The sequence below is a fragment of the Rothia sp. HMSC076D04 genome, assembly GCF_001814645.1.
In the GTDB taxonomy this organism is placed as follows: Bacteria; Actinomycetota; Actinomycetes; order Actinomycetales; family Micrococcaceae; genus Rothia; species Rothia mucilaginosa.
This window is the reverse complement of sequence record NZ_KV817370.1, coordinates 22135-41860: the sequence shown is the minus strand read 5'-3', so window position 1 is coordinate 41860 and position 19726 is coordinate 22135. Positions and strand designations below refer to the sequence as shown.

Here is a 19726-nt window from a genome sequence, read left to right as displayed (position 1 = left end):
TCATGAAGGAGCTATGATGCTTCGACAATTATTCACCCGCCCCACAAAGCGGGCCATCCAGGCCGGTGGCACGGTACTGCTGGCAGGTGCCATGGTGTGCGGTAGTGTTCCGGCGTATGCCACCGGGCATTTGAAGCCTCACGAGGTGACCCCCATTGTACAGCCGGACGAACCGGCAGTGACCTGCAACGACCGCGCAGAATATGAGTACTATCGGCAAGATGGTGAATTGGGGCGTCGCGTTATCTTTAATTGGGCGCAGTGCATTGGTCTGATTTCTGAGTATCAGAAGCACCAAATGGTCAAGAAAGATAGTGTTATCTCTCGTGGCCAGTTTGTGGAGTATTTGTACCGTCTGTCGGGTTCTCCTGAGGTGAAGAATCTTCCAGCTCAGTCACCGTACGGTGATATTAAGACTGATGATCCGCGTTTTCCTGTGGTGATGTGGGCTCGTCAGCGGGGCATTACCTGGGGTTGGAGTGATGGGAATTTCCATTATGATACCCCTGCTAGTGAGTCTTCTACTGCCTTGATGGTGTATCGGTTGGCGGGCAGTCCAAAAGTAACGGTAGCTGCATATGACCCTGAGAAGTATTTCCCCCCTACTCCTTGGAAGGAAAAATGGCCGAATATGCCATATAATTCGGAGCTTCATAAGGCATACACCTGGTTACACTATGGTCTTCAGAATCCAAATAATGAAGATTCTATTGAGAACGTATCGTATCGACGGTATGGTATCGTATCGCCTAACGATGAATTTGAATGGTTGGCTTACGCTACTTATGAGCAGGCTATCGAAGTGATTCGTCTAGCAGATAAATCTTTCAAATTTAAATAAACTATGTGCGCCTCACCTAATGTTAGGTGAGGCGCACATTTTAGTAATTTTTATTCAGTGATTGGAAAATCTTTTTTATTAGAAATATCTGCTGAATCCTCAGTAGATTTATAGACATACTGATTAATTTCAATCTTGTAGGGTGGGTTCAGGGAATTTTTAATAGAAAACTTCCATTTATCGTTCAGAACCTTGGGTTTAGGTTTGTTATTGTCTTCGTAGTCCATGTGGCATTCGTCGTATGCGTTTGCTCCAATAATATTCAAACGCCTAACACTACCTTCAAGATAGAAGCCCCACAGTGAAGCGAGGATTCTTTCTAGGGGTACTTCTTGGCTTGGCCCGTAGGGGTTGTCTGAGCGTACTCCCGTGAAAGTGCAGTCGCTAGCCCACGAGCTGATATACCAGTTCGCTGCCTCGTGGTTATGCGCTTTATCTGAGACTGCGTCATGCCAGCTGGAGGATTCACCGATACAGCCCACATAGTTATTCCTCGGCATTAGGGCAAACCATCCGTGACCACCGTTCTCTTGAGCCGTGCATCCTTGAAAGAGGTTACGCGTTCCGGCGACATACCATCCAGCACCGGTCTTGGCAGTATATTGATCGTCGGACTGGTCCTTTTTCCGCGTTACGTAGATAGAATTTTGTAGCACGGATCGGCGGTTGTACCAGCTGGTTGACCCAAAAAATTTGCATTGGGAGGCGTAGATTTCAATTCCGGCGTAGTTTTTCCCTGAAAGGTTGGCATCAGAAATATCTACTGTAAGGAACTTATTATCTGCGCCACCAGGATTATTGCCATCTTTGCGGCGTAACGGATGACCGACAGGTTTGCCAACCAGCAAGCCTTGGCGCAAAGACTTGCGGACACGGATTTTATCGACTTTCATACCTCGGTCATGAAGCCCCAAAATCGCAACACCCATATCTACATCCCAAATTTCTAGGTTAGAGAGGGAAGGGACAGCTTCAGGGTCATTAGGCTTACCCGTAAACTCAGTGTGTAGAATAATGCCTGCAACATGGGCTAGAGGTGCCCTAGTATGCATATTATCCGTAAGCTGCTGTACGTTGATATGCCCTTTTTGGGGGCTCGTGCGAATCCACATATCACGCACTCCGAAACGCATCGGACGGTTATCTGTCGCATTAGATGTCGGGTTTTGATAAGTTCCCGTATGAAAAACACCGAAACATTCATCAGAGGTACCCGCTGCCTTGGTAAGCGCATCTGTGGACGTCGCAATAATTCGGGTAGACATTCCATGCCCGAAAAACTCCACCTTATCGAGCAAGTGAATGAAGGGGTGCGACACCTTGTAAATACCGGCAGGTAGCTCAATTGACCCTCCGCCGAGCCAATACAGGCGCTCTGCCAGCTTGTTCAGCTGATCGGTGCAGTCCACTCCGCCCGTGGGGTCTACGCAGTAATCCAGAACATTAACATGAAGGCCGTTCTTCGCAAGATTATGGGCTGTGTACTCCCTCGCAGTATCAGTGTACGTGAGATATTGCAGACGCTTATTGAACTCGTCTAGCCGCTTCTGGGTATTTTTTACCCATTCTGGGGCGCGAGTCATGAACTCTTCAGTCTTGTTTGCTTGCTCCGCATGGGCTGGGGAGAAAGCTGAGACTCCTGCAGTGGTTGCGGCAAGAGCTCCTCCTGCCAAAAGGGCGCGCCGCGATGGCGCATGATATTCAGACATCGATGTCTCCTAGAGGTGAGTGAATTATTCGCCCTTCATCACGACGAAGTGATGTTAGTGGGCGAATACTTTCTGCACGTAGCACCGTGCTGCGCTGCAGAAGGTATCTCTAGTGTGTATCGCTTTTTCTTCTCTTTGCAAGAAAATTTATGATTTTTACATAAATTCGTTTCAAGTTTTACGTAAATATTTTAATTTTCCTCAACATATTAATGAGGTATATAAAATCTATTGCTTTAAATATTTTTAACATTGCACTGAAGCTGAAGGAGAGAATGAAACTGTGTCGGTTTGCTCTGTATCTTGGCGATAGAAAGGGGGTGTGCGGCTCAAGAGAACGGCGGCCACGGGTGGTTTGCCCTAATGCCGAGGAATAACTATGTGGGCTGTATCGGTGAATCCTCCAGCTGGCATGACGCAGTCTCAGATAAAGCGCATAACCACGAGGCAGCGAACTGGTATATCAGCTCGTGGGCTAGCGACTGCACCTTTACAGGAGTGCGCTCTGATAATCCTTACGAAGATAGTGACAAGCCAGAGGATAAATTTCCACTAGATAAGGCTCTCGCAGCACAATGGGGGTTCTATCTTGAAGGTGGCGCAAAGCGTCTTAGTATTATTGGCGCAAATGCTTTCGATGCTTGTCAGATGAGTGATAAGACCAGAACTGCGGCCCAAAAGAAAATTATGGGGGATAAATGGGTTCTTAAAATTAACTCTGAGCTTTATGAGCTATTAAGGATCGAAATTAATAATTTTAAATTTGAGGGAAAGCTTGTAGCGCCGAGAATCCCTAAAGCTGAGAATGAGTCCACAGAAAACTAGAAAATAGTTTGGTCCCCTGCATAGAAGAGCAGGGGACCAAACTATTTTTATAATCTTTTAAAATACGCCTCGAGTATCCGCCATGCGCAATACTTCAAAAGCCTGTTCATATGTTGCTTGGAAAGTCCATTGACTCACTCGTCGACCTTCAGAGTCCATGCTCGCGACGTCATGGTACCTAACCGATTCGTGGAAGCCAGTGTACTTCTTATCAGAGCCAGCTCCAGTGTATTTCAACCAAACATAGGCCCGATGCAACTCTGAGCCGTAAGGAAGGTTGGGGTTCCGCTTGGTCCAGGGCTCTTCCTCATTCGGAGGATTCATATCGGGTAGCTTGACCGCCGGACTACCAGCTAGGCGGTATGCCATGATTACTGTCGTCGTTTCATTCGCGGGGGCATCGTAATGGAAATTCCCATCACTCCAACCCCAGGTAATGCCCCGCTGACGAGCCCACATCACCACAGGAAAACGCGGATCATCCGTCTTGATATCGCCATACGGAGACTGAGCCGGAAGATTCTTCACCTCAGGAGAACCCGACAGGCGATACAAATACTCCACAAACTGGCCACGGGAAATTACGGTGTTTTCTTCGATTAGCTGATACTTCTGGTATTCAGAAATTAGACCAATGCACTCAGCCCAGTCGTAGATAATCTTGCGACTGTAAGTCACATAAGCATTCGGAAGGTACTTATATTCGTAGATTGCGCGGTCGTTACAGGTCACCGCCGGTTCATTGGGCTGCACAATAGGGGTCACTTGGCGAGGTTTCAGAACACCAAGAGAATATGCCGGCACGCTACCGCACACCATGGCACCAGCCAACAGTACCGTGCCGCCAGCCTGGATAGCCCGCTTCGTAGGACGGGCGAATAATTGTCGAAGCATCATAGCTCCTTCATGAACAGAAGGGGGCACAATCTTTGTGCACCCTCATGAGTAGAACGTTCTCAGCGTATCAAAAATCCTAACCTTCAGGTAGAGATTTAGAGAATATGCAATGAGGTGAAAACAAAAGAGTGTGGGGCGGGTTCCTTTACCGGGAACCCGCCCCACACTCTTAACACGTGCTCTCACGGACGCGCAGACAAGACCGCCTAGACGCTCTCACGCGACGCATGATGCTGCAACACCGCACCCGCAGCCGCCGCATCCAGCTGAGCAGCCGCACGCGCCGCACGAGCCTTAGCCCGCGCCTGATGCTGACGCTGACGACGCAACTCATCACGACCATCAATACGCATCTTCTTATCCACCGCATCCATCGACCGGTGACGCACAAACCGGCACGACGCACCCTCAACCGGCTGCGTAGTCTCCGTGAGCGTATCCAACACGGCCTTCAGCGCATGACGGCTCGCCGCCGTCAACGCATCACGACTCGTACCGCCACGAACACCCACCGTACGCTTCGGCGTGAACAGCACACTCGCCCCACGCGGCACACCGCGATACTCAGCGAACGACACCGGATCCACACCCAGGCGCTTAGCCATCACCTCAATAGCCGGCGGATTCTGATCCACACACACGAACTTACGACCCAGCTGAGCCGCCGCCGCACCCGTAGAACCAGAACCAGCGAAGAAATCCAACACCCAATCACCCGGGCGGGAACTCGCCGCAATCATACGACGCAACAAACCCGTAGGCTTCTGCGTGGGATACCCCGTCTTCTCCTTACCCGTAGGCGACACAATAGTATGCCACCACACATCAGTAGGGAGCTTACCGCGAGAAGCCTTCTCCTCAGTCACCAAACCGGGAGCCATATACGGTTCACGATCAACCTCCGCAGTATTGAAGTAATAGCTGCGGTGATCCTTCGCGTACACCAAAATATTGTCGTGCTTCGTCGGCCAGCGGCGCGTAGACTTCGCACCGTAGTCATAAGCCCAAATCAGCTCATTAATGAAGTTTTCACGACCAAAAATCATGTCGCACATAATCTTCACATAATGAACCTCACGCCAATCCAGGTGCAGGTACAGGGTGCCGTCCTGCGCGAGCAGACGATGCGCCTGCTCAATACGCGGTGCTAGGAACGCCCAATAATCCTCGAACGAGTCGTTATAGCTCGCCAGAGTCTGCAGGGTGCTCGAATAGCTCTTGCCCTTAAAACCGGTGCGGTCACCCTTCTCAGAAGCCTCCGCGCTCAACGTGCGGCGCGTCTGCTTCTTGCCCGTATTGAACGGCGGGTCAATGTAAATCACGGTGAACGCACCATCGGGCAGCTCACGCAGATACTCCAGGTTATCTGCCTGCACCAGCAGCGACGGGCCCTGCGGATCGAAAACAGCCGAATCCGTGCGGTTCGCCTCAGCGGCAGGGGAGGGCGCGGCGGGCGCCGGGGATGCTGAAATACCCAACCCCGGCCCTAGCCTTCAGAACCAGCACGGTCAGCGCCACGGCCCTTACCGCGAGAACCCTCAGAACGAGAACCCCCAGCACGAGAACCCTCAGAACGAGAGCCTTCAGAGCGGCGGCGGGTACGGCGGCGGCCCTCACCCTCCACGGGCTGACCCTCAACACGGCGGGTACGGCGACGCTGACGAGGCGCACGCTCAGAACGCTCAGAAGAACGTTCGGATGCGCCCTGCTCGGTACGCTCCGCACGCTCAGAAGAACGCTCAGAACGCTTGCGGCCCTCGGAGCGGCTACGGCGCTCGCCGCGGCCCTCACCGGAACGACCGTCGCGGCCACCGCGAGAACGGCGCGAACCCTTCTCACCGTCACGACCGCCAGAACGGCCACCCTCACGGGAACCGTCGCGGCCACCGCGAGAACGAGCCGGACGGCCATCACGAGAATCGCGGGCACTCTCAAAGAACTCGTCGCCCATGCCCTCAGCCACACGCTCCTCGCGCGGCAGGCGACCCTTAGTGCCAGCCGGAATGTTCAGGTCGTAGAACAGGTGTTCAGAGGAAGAGTACGTCTCAACCGGCTCAGGAACACCCAGCTCCAGGGCGTCGTTAATGACCTTCCAGCGCGGCAGGTCATCCCAATCAACCAGGGTCACAGCGGTACCCTCATTGCCCGCACGACCGGTACGGCCGGTACGGTGCAGGTAAGTCTTCTCATCCTCGGGCACGCGGTGGTTAATCACGTGGGTCACGTCTTCAACGTCAATACCGCGAGCCGCCACGTCGGTCGCAACCAGAATGTCGACCTTGCCGGTGCGGAACGCCTTCAGCGCCTGCTCACGCGCAACCTGGTTCAGGTCACCGTGCAGGGGAGCGGCAGCGAAGCCACGGTTCACCAGCTCCTCCGCCACGCGGGCAGCGTCACGCTTGGTCTTGGTGAAGATGACGGTGCGGCCGCGGCCGGTAGCGCGCAGAATGCGGCCAATCATCTCGTCCTTGTCCAGGTGGTGCGCACGGTAGACGACCTGACGGATCGACGCCTTAGTCTTCGAGGCGTCCTCGGGGTCAGCGGCGCTAATGCGCATGGGCTTGGTCATGTACTGGCGTGCCATCGCAATGACCGGGCCGGGCATGGTTGCGGATAACAGCATGCTCTGGCGGTCCTCCGGCAGGTAACTGAGGATCTTCTCAACCGACGGCTGGAAACCCAAATCCAGCATCTCGTCAGCCTCATCGAGGACCACGATCTTAACCTGCTTCAGGTTCAGGAAGCCCTGCTGGTACAGGTCGATAATGCGGCCGGGGGTGCCCACCGCAACCTCCAGACCGCGGCGTAGCAGCTCAGCCTGAGGCTCAATCGGCACACCACCGTACAGGGTGGCGACGCGGGCGTTGCGCAGCTTCGCGGCAATCGCCAGGTCCTCGCCCACCTGAATAGCAAGCTCACGGGTCGGAACCAGAATCAGCGCCTGAGGTGCTCCGGGGTACTCCAAATCAGCCCAACCCTCATCGTCGCGGCCGACCACACGCTGGATGGTGGGCAGACCGAAGCCGAGGGTCTTACCGGTACCGGTCTTCGCCTGACCAATAATGTCCTGGCCAGACAGAGCCACGGGAAGAGTCAGCTCCTGGATGGGGAAGGGGGAGGTAATGCCAACCGCCGCGAGAGCGTCGCTAATATCCTGGCGAACGCCGAAGTCGGCGAAGGACTTTGCAGTCTGAGTGGTTTCCTGCGTGTTCGTTTCAGTCACTGGACCGTATCTTTCTACCCCTGCTCGGGGTGTGTTTCTCCCCGTAACGGGGTGTACCAGCCAGCGCCTCAACGGTGGAGGCGGTGACGGGCGGGCGTCGAAAGCCGGCCGCGGGAAATTCTTACACGGGAAATTCTTACCGAGACGCCGCCTGCACGCATGATTAATACTCATGGTTCATTCATGATGAGAAAGCGGTGCAGCCTCGGGGTCTTGAAAGGGGTACGACCGGTCATTCACTTAACCCCTCAATATTAACCCGGATTTGCTTCCGGCGCACCCCCGACCGGTTGTGGCGTGCGCCCGTGATGGGCGATATACCGCCCCAAAACCGGGTGCCGCGAGGTTTTTGTGTAGGCGGTTTAAAACGCAAAACCCCGCATTCGGCACGGCGTAACCACGTGGCGCATAAAGCGCACGCACACAGCGCATAAAGCGCGGTTACGCATCGTGACGGATGCGGGGGAAAGCTCAAGCTAAAGGGTAAACAGCTACCGAACTAATTAGGCGCCGATACCGAAACCAACGTGACGCTTAGCGTCGGAACCCAGCTCAACGTAGCCAATCTGAGCGCCAGAAATCAGGGTGGTGTTGCCCTTATCATCCATAATCTGCAGCAGCGAGCCGTCCTCAATAGCCTTCGAGACCTTCTCCATGAGGATTTCCTTAGCCTCACTGGTCTCAACAACGATTTCACGAGCAATGTGGCGAATGCCAATCTTGATTTCCATGAGTCTCCTCGCAGAATAGTCCGGCACAGCCAAACGTGCGCCGGGTATGGGAACTATCTTATCTAGCATCTACTCTAGCGTGAATGCGCCCATCGGCACCGTGAACGGGCAGTACTTCGCCGGGGGCTAATAAAATACTCGCCGCCGGATGCGTGAAAATGCGCGCAAAAACGCCGGGAAGAGCAGGGGAGGGGAGGCTCTTAAGAATCCTCCACCTGAATGCCGTAGAGGGTCTCCAGCGCCTGCACGTAATCCTCCGTGCGGCCCTCCGCCGCAAGCTTCTTGGCGCGCACCGTCGGGGTGTGCAGCAGGGACTTCACCATGCGGCGCATCGCCAGCTCAAACTGCTCCGTCGCCGCACCGCAACCAAACTGGTTACGTACCTTCTCCAGCTCGGAATCCAGCACATCCATAGTGTGCGAGCGCAGCGCAACAATCGCGGAGTCAATCGTGCGGGAACGCTGACGAGACACAAACGCCGCCAGCTCAGACTCCACGATGCGCGTAGCCGTCGCCACGGACTCCTCGGTCTCCTCGGGTGCGGCAAGGCGCACCGATTCGAGGGTAATCAGCTCAACGTTCGGCAGGTCGGCGACCGAGGGGTCAAAGTCACGCGAAAGCGCCAGGTCGAGGATCGTGTGGTGGCCGCCCGGAATCTGCTCGGGAAGCAACGGGTCGGATCCGCCGGAGCAGCCAATAATGACGTCGGCAGAAGCCATGGCCTGCTCCATGCCGTCCACCGGCACCGCAGAAACCTCGCGCTTTGCCGCGAACTCGGCGGCACGACCCGAACGGGAATTGACCCAAATATCGGTGCAACCGCGCTCGCGCAGCGCCGCAATGGTCGCACCCGCGTAAGCGCCCGTACCAAAAATCAGGGCGCGGCGGGTCGACCAGTCCTTCTCGGCAACCTCATCCGCAAGATCGAGGGCAACAGACACAATGGAGCGGCCCTGAGCGCCAAGCGCCGTATGCTGACCCACCTGACGAGCCGTATGCGCCGCATGCTCAAACAGTTGAACCAGCTCACCGGGAAGGGGTACGCCGTCCTCTTGTGCCTTCGCCTGCGCGGCGGCCAGGGCGCGGCGCACCTGACCGGTGATTTCGCGCTCGCCGACCACGGCAGATTCCAGGCCGGAGGCGACCGTCAGCAGGTGGCGTGCAGCCTCATCATCGGCGTACACGTCGAAGCTGGAATCAACCAGTTCTTGATCCAGGCCGGAGGTGCGCGCGATCGAATCAGCAATCAGCTCACGAACCATGTTTACATGGGCGGATACGTGTAGCTGAACATACATTTCAAGACGGTTACAGGTGGCAAGAACGACTGCACCCTTCACGCCCAGCTGGCGTGCCATATCGCCCGCCAGAACATCGGGTACGCCGGAGGCACCGGCGCTCAACGCAGCGACGGTGGTCAGATCAACGGTGTGGTGCGATGCCACAAATGCATAAGTACTCACTAGAGATTAATCATAACCACGCCGACTAAGCCCCTGTAAAGCTCACAGAACCTAAGTTCCATCATCGTAGGGGGCAAGAAAATCTGCACAGTGGGGGAGCGGGCACAAAGAGTAGGCACGAACTAAGGTTTCCCTCACCGCTAAGAAAGCCATCATTAGGTAAGAGTCACCATGACATAGTGTCGCAAAAACGCCCGCATAAACCTGTCACACTAGACACTATGAGCGAAAACCAGCACACCACCCCCGCGTCGGCACAGGGCACCGCACAGGCACCCGCCCTGCCCGCACACCCCACCGACGCCCAGCGACCCCTGCTCACCGACGAACAGCTCGCACACCTACCCGCCAACCACCCCCTGCGCGCAGGCACCACCGCCGACTCGCCCATGCTCCGTGCCCTCACCGGCCGCCCCTCCAGCCACCGACCCGTCTGGTTCATGCGACAGGCAGGCCGCTCCCTGCCCGAATACCGCCAGGTACGCGAAGGCATCCCCATGCTGGACGCATGCCTCACCCCCGACCTCGCCGCAGAAATCACCGTGCAGCCCGTCCGCCGCCACAAGGTCGACGCCGGCATCTTCTTCTCCGACATCGTCATCCCCATGAAGCTCGCGGGCGTCAACGTCGACATCGTGCCCGGTAAGGGCCCGGTCCTCGACCAGCCCGTACGCACCCTCGACGAGGTGCGCGCCCTGCCCGAACTCAAAGACAGCGACCTCGACCCCATCCGTGAAGCCGTCGCCGCAACCGTAGAAATGCTCGGCGACACCCCGCTCATCGGCTTCGCCGGAGCCCCCTTCACCGTCGCCGCCTACATGGTCGAAGGCGGCCCCTCCCGTGACCACCTGCGCCCGCGCACCATGATGCACGCCGACCCCGCCGCCTGGCACGAACTCGCCGCCTGGGCTGCCCGCACCGCAGGCCAGTTCCTCCGTGCGCAGATCGAGGCTGGCGCATCCGCCGTGCAGCTCTTTGACTCCTGGGCTGGTTCCCTCGGCGAAAGCGACTACCGCCGCTACGTGCAGGCGCACTCCGCAACTGCTCTCGATATGGTGCGCGAATACGGCGTGCCGCGCATCCACTTCGGCACCGGCACCACCGCCCTGCTGCCCGCCATGCACGAAGCCGGCGCAGACGTCATCGGCGTGGACTACCGCCTGCCGCTCTCGGCAGCGAACACCCTGCTCAACGGCGCCGTACCCCTGCAGGGCAACATCGACCCGGCACTGCTCGCCGCAGGCAGCGAAAACCTCTACGCACACGTAGACGAGGTCCTCGCAGAAGGCAACGCCGCCCCCTCGCACGTGGTCAACCTCGGCCACGGCGTACCCCCGACCACCGACCCGCAGGTGCTCACCGACCTCGTGGCATATATCCACGAACGCACCGCGCAGGCATAGGATAAATAACGATAAATAGACAGCGCAGATGCTGGACACCCTCCGGCATCTGCACCGAACATCTGCACCCCGAACCAACCACCACACCCGTTACCGCAATGGGCAACTCCACTGCACGCAGACCAAAGGAGAACCACCATGGGCCACACCAACCAGGCACCGCACCGCACCGCACAGGTCAGTTCCTCCGCCGCGCCCCAGAACGCACGAGCTTTCACCCGCAACGAGAAGGCACCCACCGCCATCGTCATCGGCGGCGGCCCCTCCGGCCTGATCTCCGCACGCCGCCTCGCCGCAGCCGGTATGCGCGTCACCCTGCTCGAACAGCGTCACCACCTTGGCGGTGCCGTTGGTGCCCACGAAGTTGGCGGCCTTCTGCTGGACTCCGGCGCAGAATCCTTCGCAACCCGCAGCCCCATTGTCAGCGACCTCGTCAAGGAACTCGGCCTGGGCGACCAGATCGTCACCCCCAACTCCTACGGCTCCTGGCTGTACCTGCCGCAGGGCGCCCGCCGCACCCCCAGCACCGGCATCATGGGTATCCCCGGCAATGTGAACGATAAGTCGCTGATCCCCGTTATCGGTAAGAACGGTCTGCGCCGCGCCCAGGTGGACAAGTTCCTGCCCGTCTCCGCAGGCGAGAACGCGAAGACCCTCGGTGAGCTCGTGCGCATCCGCATGGGCCAGAAAGTGCTCGACAACCTCGTCGCACCCGTAGTCTCCGGCGTGTACTCCACCCACCCCGACAAGCTCGACGTGGACGCCACCATCCCCGGTCTGCGCGAAGCCTTCCGCAAGCACCGCTCCCTCTCCGCCGCAGCGCACGCTTTCCGTTCGGCAGCCCCCGCAGGCTCACAGGTCGCCGGTATCGTGGGCGGCATGAACCAGCTCTCCGAGCGTCTCGTCGAAGACCTGTACGCCGCCGGCGTTCGCATCGTCACCGGATTCGACGTCATCGCCGTTGACCGCGACGAATCCACCGGCCAGTGGTTCATCATCCAGCGCCACACCACCGACGGCGAAAACACCCCCCTCTACGCCGACTACCTGGTGCTCGCCACCGACGGCCCGACCGTGGCACGACTCATCGGACCGCACGTCTCCACCGCACTACCCGCCCTGGAACCCGGCCCCGAAGTCGCCCTCGTCACCCTCGTCGTTGATGCCCCCGCCCTGGACAAGCACCCCCGCGGCACCGGCCTGCTCGTCTCCGAAGAAGCCACCGCCGTACGCGCCAAGGCACTCACCCACGCCACCGCCAAATGGCAGTGGGTCGCCGACGCCGCAGGCCCCGGACGCCACGTGGTACGCCTGTCCTACGGCCGCGGCGGCGAAGACGCCCGCTTCTCAGAAGTGGCACTCGCAGACGAACAGCTCATCACCCTCGCCCTGCGCGACGCAAGCCGCATGATGGACGTAGCCCTCACCCACAACAACCTCGTTGACGCGGATGTCGTACGCTGGCGCGGTGTACTGCCCGCCTCCACCCCCGGCCACCGCGACCGAGTCAAGGAATTCCGTGAACGCGCCAGCGAACTCGGAACCCTCAGCACCGTTGGCTCCTGGGCGGCAGGCTCCGGCCTGGTCTTAACCGTCAAAGACACCTACGAGCAGATGGACCGCCTCATCTACCACGCGGCACAGGACTGGGAAGGCGTCACCTCCCCGAAAGCCGCAACCGCCAAGTAGACGGCGTAGCGGCAGAAACCAACCAGCAACTAGACCAAAAAATTTGAGAAAACGCGCAGCTACGGAAGCCGCGCCTCCAGCACAGCGAACCCTCGCTGAAGAAAGGAACACACAATGTCTCACGATCACGCAGCACACGGCCACGGCGGCGCACACGGCGCAGGTCAGGGCGGCTACACCCACGCAGGCCACGGCTACGGCGGCGCACCCAAGGGCTACGCAGTCCAGCACTCCGCAGCTGACGAGAACCGCCGCGGCCGCGAAGAAGGCGAAACCCTGCACTACGCCCTGTACACCGTGTTCGCACGCTCTGGCGCACGCCCGGCAGAGGCTAACACCGACGAGGCTCGTGCCGAATTCGAGAAGGTTGTTGAGCAGCTGGCCGCCGAGGGTGTGACCCTGCGCGGCATCTACGACGTCTCCGCAATGCGCGACAACGCCGACGTCATGATTTGGACCCACGGCGCAACCCCCGAAAAGCTGCAGGCAGCCGTCCGCAAGATCCGCCGCACCGCGCTGTTCGCAGGCACCACCATCGTCTGGTCCACCATGGGTGTACACCGCGAAGCAGAATTCACCCGCAACCATGCACCCGCCTACGCACGCGGCAAGGCACCCGAAGCATGGGTCTGCGTCTACCCCTTCGTACGCTCCTACGACTGGTACTACATGAACCCCGAACGCCGCGCAGAAATGCTCAAGAACCACGGCATGAAGGCAATCGACTTCCCGCAGATTCTGGCAAACACCGTCGCAACCTTCGGCATGAACGACTACGAGTGGGTCCTCGCCCTCGAAGCACCCCAGCTCGTTGACCTCGTCGACATGATGCGCCACTTCCGCAACACCGAGGCCCGCCTGCACGTGCGCGAGGAAACCCCCTTCTACACCGGCCGCCGCATCGGCGCAGACGAAGTAGCAGAGGTTCTGGCGTGAGCCATCAGCCGAATGACGGCGTAACCCTCAACGGCACGCTCCTGCCGGACGACGTGGTACCCAACCGCACCGACCCGGCGAACACCGCCTCCAACGGCCCCGCCGCGCTCAACGAGCAGACCCTCGGTGACTACCGAAGCGAACGCAGCATCACCCGTGACCGTGCCGAAGAGGTACGCCCCTACGACCTGGTGATTCTCTCCTCCTTCGGTGGCCCCGAGGGGCAGGAGGACGTCATCCCGTTCCTGCGCAACGTGACCGCCGGCCGCGGTATTCCGGATGAGCGCCTCGAAGAGGTCGCCACCCACTACCGCGCCAACGGTGGCGTCTCGCCGATTAACGAGCAGAACCGTGCCCTGCTCGCCGCACTGCAACAGGCGCTCGCTGAGCGCGGCCCGCGCATCCCGATCACCTGGGCGAACCGCAACTGGAAGCCCTACGTGAAGGACGTGCTCGCCGAAGCCTACGAGAACGGGCACCGTAATGTGCTCGTGCTGGCGACCAGCGCCTACCCCGGCTACTCGAGCTGCCGCCAGTACCGTGAGGACTACGGCATGGCGATTGAGCAGCTCGGCCTGGAAGGTCGCGTGCACGTGGGCAAGATCCGTCAGTTCTTTGACGTGCCCGGCTTCTCCCGCGCTTTCGCTGACGGGCTGAAGGATGGCCTCGCCACGGTGCGTGAGCAGCTCGCCGCACGCGATAGCGGTTCGCTGAACCCGCGCCTGCGGATTATGTTCTGCACCCACTCGGTGCCGACCTCCGCGGCGAATGAGGCAGGCCCGCGCGGTGTGAACTACGAGGGCGGCTCCGCCTACGTGGAGAAGCACCTGCAGGTCGCTCGCGCCGTGCTTTCGCTGGTTCGCGATGAGGCCCCGCAACTTCTGCAGAACGTCGAATGGGAGCTGGTGTACCAGTCCCGTTCCGGCCCGCCGTCCATGCCGTGGCTGGAACCGGACGTCAACGACGCTCTGGAGGCGCTGCCCACCCCCGCCAACCCGGCGGAGGACGGCGAAGCCCCCGTGGAAGGCGTCGTGCTGGTGCCCCTCGGCTTCGTCTCCGACCACATGGAAGTCAAGTGGGATCTGGACACCGAGGCGCTGGACACCTGCGAGCGCCTGGGCGTGGTTGCCGTGCGCACCCCCACCCCCGGCACGCATCCGGCGTACGTAGAGTCGCTGCGCCGCCTCATTGAGGAGCGCGTGGAGGACGGCGTTTCAGCCGACCTGCGCCCCGAACGTGAGAGCGTCCTCGCCCCGAGCGCGAGCGGTCAGTACGGCTGGTTCGACGAGTGCGAACCCGACTGCTGCAAGCCCGGCCGAGGTGCCCCGAAGCCGGTCATCGCCGAGTACGCAGCCGGTGCTGATACCGCCGAGTCTGAGGAAGCTCCCGCCAGCCGCTCCGGTGGATGCGGCTCCGGCGGATGCTGCTCCCACTAACACCACCCCTGTAGCTCCGGCTCGCCCCAAAACCCCCTAACCGGGGTGCGCGGGCGGGTCGGAGCGCACGTGCCTACAGGCTACCCCCAGAATTTAGACAAACACACAGCGTCGCAAACACACAGCCTCTGGGGGAAACGCACACGCCTACGGGCTATCACACACATCACCGAAAAGGAGAGATATGAGCCATCACGAGTACATCTTGGGCACCCGCGGGTCTGCTCTCGCCCTGACCCAAAGCCGTATCGCCGCCGAAACCGTCACCTCCCTCTACACCGAACACCAGGCACACCACGGCGCCGCAGATGCCGAGGTCGTGGACTTCACCCTGCGCACCGTCAAAACCGAAGGCGACGTGCTCACCGGACCCCTGGCAACCCTCGGCGGCACCGGCGTATTCGCTGCGGCACTGCGCCAGCGTCTGCTCGACGGCGAGAACGCCTCCGAAGAAAACCGCGTGGACATGGCAGTGCACTCCCTCAAGGACCTGCCCTCCGCGCCCTGCCCCGGCCTGGTGGTCGCCGCAACCCTCAAGCGTGAAGACCCCCGCGACGCCCTTGTGGCACGCGACGGCCTGACCGTCGACACCCTGCCCGAAGGCTCCCGCGTGGGTACCGGCTCGCCCCGCCGTGCCGCCCAGCTGCGCGCACTGCGCCCCGACCTTGAAATCGTGGACATTCGCGGTAACGTGGGCACCCGCATCGGCCGCGTGAAGGGCCTGGAAGAGCACGCCGGCAAGCAGGTCGTACTCCGCCAGAACACCGAAACTTCCGAACGCGCCGACCACGGTGTAGGCACCGAACGCAGCGGCGACTGCGACGCCGTGGTGCTCGCCGTCTCCGGCCTCAAGCGCTTGGGCAAGGAAGAACTCATCACCGAGTACCTTGACCCCACTCGCATGCTGCCCGCCCCCGGTCAGGGCGCGCTCGCCCTGGAAGTGCGCGAAAGCGAATTCGAGAACCCGGACCCCGCTGTGCTCGCCGACCCCGAGGTGGCGCGCCCGGTGCGTGCCCTCGGCCGTGCCCTGCTCGCCGCAAACCACCACGAAACCCGCCTCGCCGTCAGCGCCGAACGTGCCCTGCTACGCCGCCTCGAAGCCGGATGCGCCGCGCCCATCGGCGCGTACGCGCACGTGGTTGAAGGCGACCTGGTGCTTAACGTTGTGGTGGCGTCCCCGGACGGCACCGACATGCTGCGCCACACCTCGGCAACCGCCGAACTGGATGTGCCCGGCGCCGAACGCCTGGGCGTGCGCGTGGCAGAAGACCTGCTGCAGATGGGTGCCGCCGCCCTGGCCGGATTGGATCTGAAGTAGGCGTCATGTCTGCCGCTAGTCCGCAAGCTGAACCCGCGCGCACGGTTCTGCTGACCCGCTCCGCCGCCCAGGGCGCCGCCTTCGCACGCGCCCTCGCTGAAGAAAGCGTACAGAACGAGTTGGGGGAGCCACGGGTACTCTTCGCCCCGCTACAGCAGGCACGCACTGTCGAACCGGGCGCAGACCACGCCGCCGCGCTGAAGGCGCTCGCCTCCGGGCACTATGCGTGGGTGAGTTTCACGAGCGCCAACACGGTTCGCGCCTGCGCCGAGCTGTGGAGTGCGGAGTTTGCCCGCGCCTGCGCGAGCGGGGGAGTGCGCATCGCCTGCGTGGGTGCGGCAACCGCCCGTGCCGTGCACACCCAGCTGGGGCTGGGCACAGATTTTCAGCCGCAGGTGCAGAGCGCCGCCGGTATGCTCGCGGAGTTTAAAAAGCCTGCAACCGAGCCCGCCGCCGTGCTGGTTCTGGAGGGTTCCAACGCCCGCCCGACCCTGCGCGAAGGCCTCAAAAACCTGGGCTGGGACAGCCGCCGCTGCGTGCTCTACGACATGGTGCCCGCCGAACAGGTAGCACCCGGCGAGCTGAGCCTCAGCACCGCCCGCGCGCTCGTACAGGGGAATGCCGTAGATGCCGCCGACCCGGAAATCACCGCCCCGGAAACCTCCGCGCCGGATGTGCTGGTGGTGACCGCCCCCTCCCGCCTGCACGCCCTACTGGATGGCACCCCCGCGCTAACGCCTGAAGCTGTGCCGCCCGAATCCGTGCCGCCGGTGGTGGCGATTGGGGCGAGTACCGCCTCCGCATGCCGCGCCCTGAACCTGCGCTACGTGCAGGCTGATTCGCCCTCCCCGCAGGATTTGGCGCGCGCCGCTGTATCCCTCATGTAGGCGCATCCCTCATCTACTAAGACCACATATTTTTATCGAGTTTTCAGGAGAGATCATGAACCTCACCCGCCGCCCGCGCCGCCTGCGCACCACCGCAGCCATGCGCTCCCTCGTCGCTGAGACCACCCTGCGCCCCGCGCAGCTGATTCAGGTGTTCTTCGTTCGCGACGGCATCGACGAGCCGCAGCCGATTCGTTCGATGCCCGGTCAGTACCAGCACACCCTGGAGAGCATCATCCCCGCCGTGCGTGAGGCGTACGAGGCGGGCATCCGCTGCATTGACCTGTTCGGTATTCCCCGCGATGAGGATAAGGACGAGGTCGGCTCGACTGCGTGGGATCCGCAGGGCATTCTGAACCGTGCCATTGCGGTGTGCCGTGAGGAGTTCGGCGATGACCTGGTGGTTATGGCTGATACCTGCCTGGATGAGTTCACGAGCCACGGTCACTGCGGCGTGCTGGTTGATAACGGTCACGGCACCCTCGTAGTGGATAACGATCAGACCGTGGAGCTGTACTGCAAGATGGCGGTTTCGCAGGCTCGCGCGGGTGCGCACACGGTGTCCCCGTCGGGCATGATGGACGGCCAGATCGCGGCGATGCGTGCTGCCCTGGACGAGGCCGGCTTTGAGGATGTGTCGATTCTGGCGTATTCGGCGAAGTACGCTTCTGCGTTCTTCGGCCCGTTCCGTGACGCGGTAGAGTCGACCTTCAAGGGCGACCGTAAGACCTACCAGCAGGATCCGGCGAACCGCCGCGAGTCGCTGCTGGAGGTGCGTGCTGACCTGGAGGAGGGCGCGGATATGGTGATGGTGAAGCCTGCCGGTAGCTACCTGGATATTGTGCGTGAGGTGGCGGAGTTTTCGCCGGTGCCGGTGGCGGCGTATCAGGTGTCGGGTGAGTACGCGATGATTGAGGCTGCTGCGGCGAACGGCTGGATTGACCGTAAGGCTGTGGCGCTGGAGTCGCTGCGCTCGATTCATCGTGCCGGTGCGGATGTCATCTTGACCTACTACGGTACGGAGGCGGCACGCTGGCTCCGCGAGCAGGACGCCTAACCCCTCCCTGTTAGACGCTGAGAAGCCACATGTGTTTCGAAAAGCCACGTCTTATGTGGCTTCTCGAAACACATGTGGCTTCTCGCCGTTTATGATTGTTCTTCGCTGACTGGCTTGTACCCGAGGGAGGTACACACAACGTTGCCGTTGGTGAAGTATTCCGCGAGCTTTTCGCGGTCGGCGGGGGAGCGCAGGTCCGCCCAGCGTTCCTGCTCCAGGTAGAACGCAACCTGGGAGGTCAGGCAGACGACCCGCTCATCGTGTACCGCCACAATGTGCCTGCGCAGCCACGGCATACGCTTGGCAAGGTTCGGCGGGATTCTGGACGGCACCTTGATTTCTATCTGCCACTGCGAGGGCTCGTAGAAGGTCGGCTTGATCTGTTCGGGGTTCTTCGGGAAGACGCAGAACTCCTCAATATCGGTGTATCTGTACTTCTTCGCGGGTAGGAAAAGCCGCCCGACGTAGAACGAGTCGGGGTTGAACAGCAGGTACCGCCTCATATAAACCCACCGAGTTACTGCAGTTACGGTGGTAACAATTGCCAGCGTTATGGAAGCTCCACCAATGGGCATTGGCTGAACACCTAGAACTGTCCAACCGACAAGCGAATAGAAGAAGACGATGAGAGCCACAACCAACACAAAGTGGGTTTCAACGTAGAAATCATTCTTTGCCCGAACCGGTTTAGCTTGAGGATGAGCCCCATTCGGCACAGCAAAAACGTTGAGACGCATCAACGCTGTGCTATAGATTTGAGGCAACCCGGCTGTCATGTCATCCGTATCGATGCTGCGGGCTTTACGCCAAGTGCGGCGACCTGAACGTGCACCCACGAACACCATGTAGAACGGCAACAACAGAGCCGGTAGCAGAATGCCATTATGGGCAATATCTGTGTACAGACGAAAGATGGACCGTGCGACAAGGCATGCCCACACATACATGAGCACGTGGAACCACGCCTCAATCGAGGAGATACCGTATACGCTATCGATTTCTTTGCGGGCACGGGTGAGGTTAGAGCGCAGTTTATGTTTTGGTAGCGGGTTACCCTCCAGGGAACGACGTTCGGCATACCTCATTGCATTGTTGACGGGGGAGCCGTAACGGGCGATGTAGAGCTCCTTCGCCTTTTCCGTGCTGATTGTTGCGGGGTGAGTGATAGCGGGTACTATGCATAACCCTATGTAAACGATAAAGGCGATGAGCCATATGTAGCGCAACGGCTCTAGGGGTATCCCAAAAGCGCTTAGCTCCATGAATTGTCCTCTCTACGGGTATCGGTGATGGTGTGTCTACGGTGCTGAG

At 60.0% G+C, this 19726-nt stretch carries 16 protein-coding genes; 9 read left to right on the top strand and 7 right to left on the bottom strand.

What is annotated here, in order from left to right; all coding sequences use genetic code 11:
• Positions 1 to 841: S-layer homology domain-containing protein (locus HMPREF2980_RS06325; RefSeq protein WP_246823693.1), on the top strand; the 841-nt coding region annotated here is incomplete at its 5' end.
• A 50-nt stretch (positions 842 to 891) separates the two neighbouring features.
• Here the strand turns inward: HMPREF2980_RS06325 and HMPREF2980_RS06320 are convergent.
• A complete protein-coding gene (locus HMPREF2980_RS06320) occupies positions 892 to 2550 on the bottom strand; it encodes a hypothetical protein (protein WP_049327635.1) in 1659 nt (552 codons plus the stop codon).
• A 381-nt stretch (positions 2551 to 2931) separates the two neighbouring features.
• On the opposite strand from HMPREF2980_RS06320, the gene HMPREF2980_RS06315 reads away from it, so the two are divergent.
• Positions 2932 to 3375 carry a hypothetical protein gene (locus HMPREF2980_RS06315; protein WP_199908899.1) on the top strand — a complete coding sequence of 148 codons (444 nt, stop codon included), beginning with the start codon at positions 2932 to 2934 and terminating at the stop codon, positions 3373 to 3375.
• A gap of 57 nt (positions 3376 to 3432) precedes the next feature.
• Here HMPREF2980_RS06315 and HMPREF2980_RS06310 read toward each other — a convergent pair whose 3' ends face one another.
• From HMPREF2980_RS06310 to HMPREF2980_RS06290, 5 genes are all read right to left on the bottom strand, one after another.
• Positions 3433 to 4272, bottom strand: coding sequence for an S-layer homology domain-containing protein (locus tag HMPREF2980_RS06310; RefSeq protein WP_246823692.1), 840 nt, complete (start codon positions 4270 to 4272; stop codon positions 3433 to 3435).
• A 206-nt stretch (positions 4273 to 4478) separates the two neighbouring features.
• The gene (locus HMPREF2980_RS06305) at positions 4479 to 5750 is read right to left on the bottom strand and encodes a DNA-methyltransferase (protein ID WP_070690893.1); all 1272 of its coding nucleotides are present in this window, start codon (positions 5748 to 5750) and stop codon (positions 4479 to 4481) included.
• A gap of 8 nt (positions 5751 to 5758) precedes the next feature.
• Positions 5759 to 7495, bottom strand: a complete 1737-nt coding sequence (locus HMPREF2980_RS06300) for a DEAD/DEAH box helicase (RefSeq protein WP_070690890.1) — start codon at positions 7493 to 7495, stop codon at positions 5759 to 5761.
• Positions 7496 to 7998: 503 nt separating this feature from the next.
• Positions 7999 to 8226, bottom strand: coding sequence for a DUF3107 domain-containing protein (locus tag HMPREF2980_RS06295; RefSeq protein ID WP_005505268.1), 228 nt, complete (start codon positions 8224 to 8226; stop codon positions 7999 to 8001).
• Positions 8227 to 8426: 200 nt separating this feature from the next.
• Positions 8427 to 9689 carry a glutamyl-tRNA reductase gene (locus HMPREF2980_RS06290; protein WP_070690887.1) on the bottom strand — a complete coding sequence of 421 codons (1263 nt, stop codon included), beginning with the start codon at positions 9687 to 9689 and terminating at the stop codon, positions 8427 to 8429.
• 221 nt (positions 9690 to 9910) lie between these two features.
• Here HMPREF2980_RS06290 and hemE point away from each other — a divergent pair, with 221 nt between their 5' ends.
• The 7 genes from hemE to hemB all read left to right on the top strand — a co-directional run bounded on the left by hemE (position 9911) and on the right by hemB (position 18415).
• Positions 9911 to 11092, top strand: coding sequence for a uroporphyrinogen decarboxylase (gene hemE / locus HMPREF2980_RS06285; RefSeq protein ID WP_049337885.1), 1182 nt, complete (start codon positions 9911 to 9913; stop codon positions 11090 to 11092).
• Between the two features lie 138 nt (positions 11093 to 11230).
• Positions 11231 to 12781, top strand: a complete 1551-nt coding sequence (gene hemG / locus HMPREF2980_RS06280; protein WP_070690884.1) for a protoporphyrinogen oxidase — start codon at positions 11231 to 11233, stop codon at positions 12779 to 12781.
• A gap of 114 nt (positions 12782 to 12895) precedes the next feature.
• On the top strand, positions 12896 to 13717 hold the full coding sequence (gene hemQ / locus HMPREF2980_RS06275; RefSeq protein WP_070675748.1) for a hydrogen peroxide-dependent heme synthase: 822 nt from the start codon (positions 12896 to 12898) through the stop codon (positions 13715 to 13717).
• Complete coding sequence (locus tag HMPREF2980_RS06270) at positions 13714 to 15153, top strand: ferrochelatase (protein WP_070690881.1); 1440 nt, start codon at positions 13714 to 13716, stop codon at positions 15151 to 15153. Before hemQ ends, HMPREF2980_RS06270 begins: the two co-directional genes overlap by 4 nt.
• 184 nt (positions 15154 to 15337) lie before the next feature.
• On the top strand, positions 15338 to 16471 hold the full coding sequence (locus HMPREF2980_RS06265) for a hydroxymethylbilane synthase (RefSeq protein ID WP_005505274.1): 1134 nt from the start codon (positions 15338 to 15340) through the stop codon (positions 16469 to 16471).
• 5 nt (positions 16472 to 16476) lie between these two features.
• Positions 16477 to 17358 carry a uroporphyrinogen-III synthase gene (locus tag HMPREF2980_RS06260; RefSeq protein WP_070690879.1) on the top strand — a complete coding sequence of 294 codons (882 nt, stop codon included), beginning with the start codon at positions 16477 to 16479 and terminating at the stop codon, positions 17356 to 17358.
• A gap of 55 nt (positions 17359 to 17413) precedes the next feature.
• Entirely contained in the window at positions 17414 to 18415 is a 1002-nt protein-coding gene (gene hemB / locus HMPREF2980_RS06255) for a porphobilinogen synthase (protein ID WP_049358985.1), read from the top strand.
• An 89-nt stretch (positions 18416 to 18504) separates the two neighbouring features.
• On the opposite strand, the gene HMPREF2980_RS06250 is transcribed toward hemB, so the two are convergent.
• Positions 18505 to 19677, bottom strand: a complete 1173-nt coding sequence (locus HMPREF2980_RS06250) for a hypothetical protein (RefSeq protein ID WP_049349423.1) — start codon at positions 19675 to 19677, stop codon at positions 18505 to 18507.
• Positions 19678 to 19726: the final 49 nt, after the last annotated feature.